A 4,628-nucleotide genomic window follows, 5' to 3' on the forward strand; every position below is an offset into this window, starting at 1 on the left:
TTTTTTCACCTTTTTTTATTGCCAAAAACTTCTCAAACACGCTCTAAGACATATATACCAATCGATCCTAATAAGACAATTGATGCATATCTAGTGACAAACCATCTGATCCCTTGAAATAATCTTCCAACTTCTGCATGAGGGATTTCCCTTAAAATCCTCGGAGGATATTCGATATAGGTTTGATATAGCAAGTTTAATACATCAAGTCTTGCAAAGTAAAAAATAGAAATCAGTAAAGGTATAGAAATACCTATACTGATTGGTATAACTATATTCAATAGCACATTAATAAATATTTGCTTTTTTCGGGTTACTGCATCAAGTATCGCCACAGCCCAAAAAGAGAGTACTATTGGCAGAAATAAGAGCTTAAATAAAAGGACAATTCCTGCTGTAAAACCTGAAAGGAACAATAGTTTATTGTCATATATTTCAGACTTAGAAGACTGATATATAAACCAAATTGTTAAAAATATTGGAAACCCGACCAACGCTTCTAATTGTGTAAGATGCCATGCACCAGCCGAAGCATAGTATATGCCTACAGTTAAGATTGGAACAAAGCTTGATGTAATTGAGTACTTATAATAATGTTTAAGTGTGTTCGATAAGACGATAGAGAACATTAGGAAATAAAGTATTTCAAAAGTATGAATACCTATCTCATTAAACCCAAAAAACTTTCCTGCAAGAAAATAGAACCAATAGATTCCAGGTTGTTTTAAGTCCCAAAAGTCTCTATATAGAACTCCTCCCTGATTGATTTTTGATGCCCCAACTGTGAATAAAGCTTGATCTCCAGAAAAGGGGAAAGACAAGTGAATTAGACCTAACAGAACAATAATAGAGAGAACTAAAATGCCATTTCGGTTCAACTTATTTAATTTATTTAAGCCTTGGTCGAATATAGATGATTTCATTTTTTAATTTGAAATTGTTGGGGTTAGTTCCATTACATCGCGATCGGCGATCGCATATTTCAAACCACAAGCAGAACAGGTGATTTCTGGCTCATAGACATTCTCATCTATGGCAAATCGCCGAAGTAACTGACCGCAACGACATACGCAACCCACCGATCTGGCTGGATGCCCCATGGCTAGATGAAAGTCAGGTATGGACTTAGTGACGAGAGAACCCATCCCAATCATGGCGAAGCGCCCAATGCTCAGATCGTTGCCAATCGTACACCCTGCCCCAATGGTTGCTCCTGCCTGTACGAGCGTTGGCAGAGTATGCTCATCGGGATCGGAGGGGCGAAGTTGTTTGAGATCGCTAGTAGTTGCCCTTGGAAAGCGATCGTTAGTGAAGATCGTCCCTGCACTAATCATGACTCCATCTTCGATGGTGACCGCATTACAAATATAAACAAAGGCATTGATTTTAACCCGATTACCAATCTTTACTCCATAGGCAATATAGGTCTTTTCGCCCACTATACATTCTTCGCCAATCTGGGTTGAATGACGAATATGCACGTTATCCCAAATAGAACTGCCTTCTCCAATAATGACATTATCTTCGACAATTGCCGAAGGATGGATGCGAATTGCCATATATCTATCCTCAAGTTATCCTAAGGCAACAGCAGGAACTTCATTAGTTGGTAAAACAAGAAGATTATGGTGACCGATCCGAGTCCAACTAGTCTGCATCATCGCCGCATAGGCAGACTCGATCGCGGCGACGGAGGCTAGCCCATCCTCAGCAGTAATAATCAATTGTTCCTCACCTCTAATTGCCTTGGTGAAATTCTCGATTTGGCTACGAAATGCTTGTACTTTGTTATAACCCTTACCAAATACAACCCAATCTGGACTTGAAGCTTGACGATATTTAGATTCTCGCCAACCGACTGAAATTGTACCCTGAGAACCATAGATCCGAATATAACTATCTAGCTCCTTATTAATGCTCCAAGAGAGGTCGATACTACCACGTACACCGCTGGCACTCTTCACAAAAATTTGCACCGTATCTTCTACGTCTAAACCTTGAATGCGCTTGCCTTCGACAACTTGAATCTCATCAAGAGCACCCAGAAAATATCGCATAATATCAACAGAATGCGTACCATTGTCGATGAGTACGCCACCACCACTAATTTGAGGCTGCGAATTCCATCGCTTACTCATATCCACTCGTCCAGTAAAAGCGTTCTCAAATAGTACGATCTCGCCCAGAATTCCCGAAGAGACAATTTGCTTAGCACGAATTACATCTTCGACATAGCGAAACTTAGAAGCCATAGTCAAGATAACACCCGACTGCTTGGCAGCTTCAACCATCAGCTTCGCTTGAGCCAAATTTACACTGAGGGGCTTTTCGCAAAGAACGTGGATTTTATGCTCTAGAAGATAGCGGCTAACATCTAAATGGGTGATGGGAGGCGTACAAACGATCGCAGCATCGATCTCGATACTATTAACCAAATCTTCATGGGATACAAAACTTTGGCATCCCAATCGCTCTGCTAAAGAACTAGCTCTAGATAGATCTACATCAGCAATGCCCACGAGCTGGGCGATATCAGTACTTTCAAAGGCTTGGATATAGGATTGAGCGATCGCTCCTGCACCGACTAGACCAAACCTCAATTTTGTTGTCATGGAAATCCTCCTAATAAATTTACAGATTAAGTTATGGATCAGTACCAAGTTAAGAAATGGCGTAGCCATTTCTTAACTTGGTATTAAAATTGGCGACGGGCAAAGATAAAAATGGTAACGGCTAAGGTCAATAGGGCATAACTGAGAATGTAAACGCCATTGTTAAACATATCCATGATGCTTGGCAAAATATTATAAACTGCGTCATTTTTGAGATTTGCACGGGATAGATCGGGCAAGATCATGTAAAAGGTGCGCGTTACTGCCTGCAAGCTGGGATTCTTGGAAATTTCGCCTAGTAGTAATAGATCGCGACTAAAGTTACCAATCAAATAGGCTCCAAGAGTTAGCAAAGAGGCAATCAACGAACCTGTAAAGGAGCCAAAGAAAATGGCGATCGCCCCTAGTAGCATAATTTCCCAGAAGATAAAAAAGTTAGCCGTGAGAATCGCGGGAATTGGAATTGGGATTTGCTTGATCGCCATCAGAATGACAAAAATCACGGTCATAATCGAGACCAACGCCCCAACTACGGCCGTGAGCCCGAGGTGCTTACCCAAGACAAATTCAGCACGATGCATGGGTTTGGCAATTAGGATAAAGATGGTACGTTTGTCAATTTCTTTATTAATTAAGTTAGTGCCTACTAACACCGCTACGATCAAACTCACCACCTCGATCGCTGCAATGCCCACATCCACGATCATCTTTGCCGATGAATCATAGGAAAATTCGGGCAACAGCAGCATTGCTGACACCGCGATCGCAATATATAGCAAAGATAAATAAAGCACTTGTTCGCGTACGGTTTCGCGAAAGACATTAGTGGCGATCGCCCAAACGCGACCTAAACTTAGACTCAGGTTCAAGCTCAAGTTCATAGGTCTACAAAATCCTCATAAGTCCTAACATCATTGCATTTTATCGTAATTAGCTAGCCGCAATTATAGTTGTCGCCAAACGTATAGACACAGTCACTTGAATTAGGACAAATCAAAGCCCAAGAATTAATTGGCGGCGCGAAGCGCCGCCAATTAATTCTTGGGCTTTGTGTCCTAGTACAATTGGCGATAGCTATATTTAGGATATGGTAGTGAAAGAGCGCTGCTTTGCGGCTCTCTTTCCTTCGTGGGGTATCCTAACAAGCTATGAATAACTGGCAAAAAATTCTTCCCTTCATCCAAGAATTAACGAAACAAGTCGGAGCCCGCCTACTTGCGGACTTTGAAGAGGCGAGAGTCGCCATTAACAAAGAAGATGGCAGTCTTGTCACCAGCAGCGATCGCTGGGCAGATGAATATATAAAATCATCCCTAGAAAGAGAATTTCCTGAATATGGCGTTTTAACGGAAGAATCAACGCAAATTTTGCCCGATCGCGAATGGGCTTGGGTCATCGATCCCCTCGATGGCACAACTAATTTTGCTAGAGGTATCCCGATCTGGGCAATATCCCTAGGCTTATTACATTACGGTACTCCCGTTTTTGGCTATGTTGCCGTCCCACCCCTACACCAAAATATTTATGGCTGGGCTGATGAGAATGGCTCGGCAGCTTTTTTGAACGATCGCGAGATTCATCTAGCTGATATCGCTCCCGATCCCGATGCGTTGAGTAATTACTTTTTTAGTGCCTGTTCTCGCAGTCTAGCCAAAATGGGCAGAGCGGAATTCCCTTTTAAAATGCGGATGATGGGAGCCGCAACTTACAATATTTTAACCGTAGCGATCGGCTCTACGATTGGCGCAGTGGAAGCAACTCCAAAGATCTGGGATATTGCGGCGGCTTGGGCGATCATCAAAGCGATCGGCGCGATCTGGATTCCCTTAGAAGATTCTCAAAATATATTTCCCTTAGAAATGGGAAAAGATTACAGTCAGCGCAACTTTCCCTCCTTGATTGTCAGCCACCGAGAAATACTACCTATGGCAAAGGAAATAACAGAACCATTTTTTCATTGACATTCCTAAATCATTTAAGTAAGTAGTTCGGCATAATTAAAAAACAAAACCAGAG

The 4,628-nt window shown here is 41.9% G+C and carries 5 protein-coding genes; 1 reads left to right on the top strand and 4 read right to left on the bottom strand.

Translation table 11 applies throughout. The features are described 5' to 3' along the window. Positions 1 to 32 precede the first annotated feature (32 nt). The 4 genes from AC805_RS17675 to AC805_RS17690 all read right to left on the bottom strand — a co-directional run bounded on the left by AC805_RS17675 (position 33) and on the right by AC805_RS17690 (position 3,493). Complete coding sequence (locus AC805_RS17675; protein WP_055076609.1) at positions 33 to 923, bottom strand: hypothetical protein; 891 nt, start codon at positions 921 to 923, stop codon at positions 33 to 35. A gap of 3 nt (positions 924 to 926) precedes the next feature. Beyond that, a complete protein-coding gene (locus tag AC805_RS17680; RefSeq protein ID WP_055076610.1) occupies positions 927 to 1,559 on the bottom strand; it encodes an acyltransferase in 633 nt (210 codons plus the stop codon). Positions 1,560 to 1,574: 15 nt separating this feature from the next. After that, positions 1,575 to 2,612 (bottom strand): Gfo/Idh/MocA family protein, encoded by a 1,038-nt coding sequence (locus tag AC805_RS17685; RefSeq protein WP_055076611.1) that lies wholly within the window; start codon positions 2,610 to 2,612, stop codon positions 1,575 to 1,577. 83 nt (positions 2,613 to 2,695) lie between these two features. Further along, the gene (locus tag AC805_RS17690; protein ID WP_055076612.1) at positions 2,696 to 3,493 is read right to left on the bottom strand and encodes an ABC transporter permease; all 798 of its coding nucleotides are present in this window, start codon (positions 3,491 to 3,493) and stop codon (positions 2,696 to 2,698) included. Positions 3,494 to 3,760: 267 nt separating this feature from the next. On the opposite strand from AC805_RS17690, the gene AC805_RS17695 reads away from it, so the two are divergent. Further along, complete coding sequence (locus AC805_RS17695) at positions 3,761 to 4,573, top strand: inositol monophosphatase family protein (RefSeq protein WP_055076613.1); 813 nt, start codon at positions 3,761 to 3,763, stop codon at positions 4,571 to 4,573. The last annotated feature ends 55 nt before the right edge of the window (positions 4,574 to 4,628 follow it).

It is taken from the genome of Pseudanabaena sp. 'Roaring Creek', assembly GCF_001402795.1.
Classification (GTDB): Bacteria; Cyanobacteriota; Cyanobacteriia; order Pseudanabaenales; family Pseudanabaenaceae; genus Pseudanabaena.

Excerpts from the sequence above, each read along its gene's own strand:
- AC805_RS17675 (WP_055076609.1), bottom strand. The coding sequence starts at position 923 with ATGAAATCATCTATATTCGACCAAGGCTTAAATAAATTAAATAAGTTG.
- AC805_RS17680 (WP_055076610.1), bottom strand. The coding sequence starts at position 1,559 with ATGGCAATTCGCATCCATCCTTCGGCAATTGTCGAAGATAATGTCATT.
- AC805_RS17685 (WP_055076611.1), bottom strand. The coding sequence starts at position 2,612 with ATGACAACAAAATTGAGGTTTGGTCTAGTCGGTGCAGGAGCGATCGCT.
- AC805_RS17690 (WP_055076612.1), bottom strand. The coding sequence starts at position 3,493 with ATGAACTTGAGCTTGAACCTGAGTCTAAGTTTAGGTCGCGTTTGGGCG.
- AC805_RS17695 (WP_055076613.1), top strand. The coding sequence starts at position 3,761 with ATGAATAACTGGCAAAAAATTCTTCCCTTCATCCAAGAATTAACGAAA.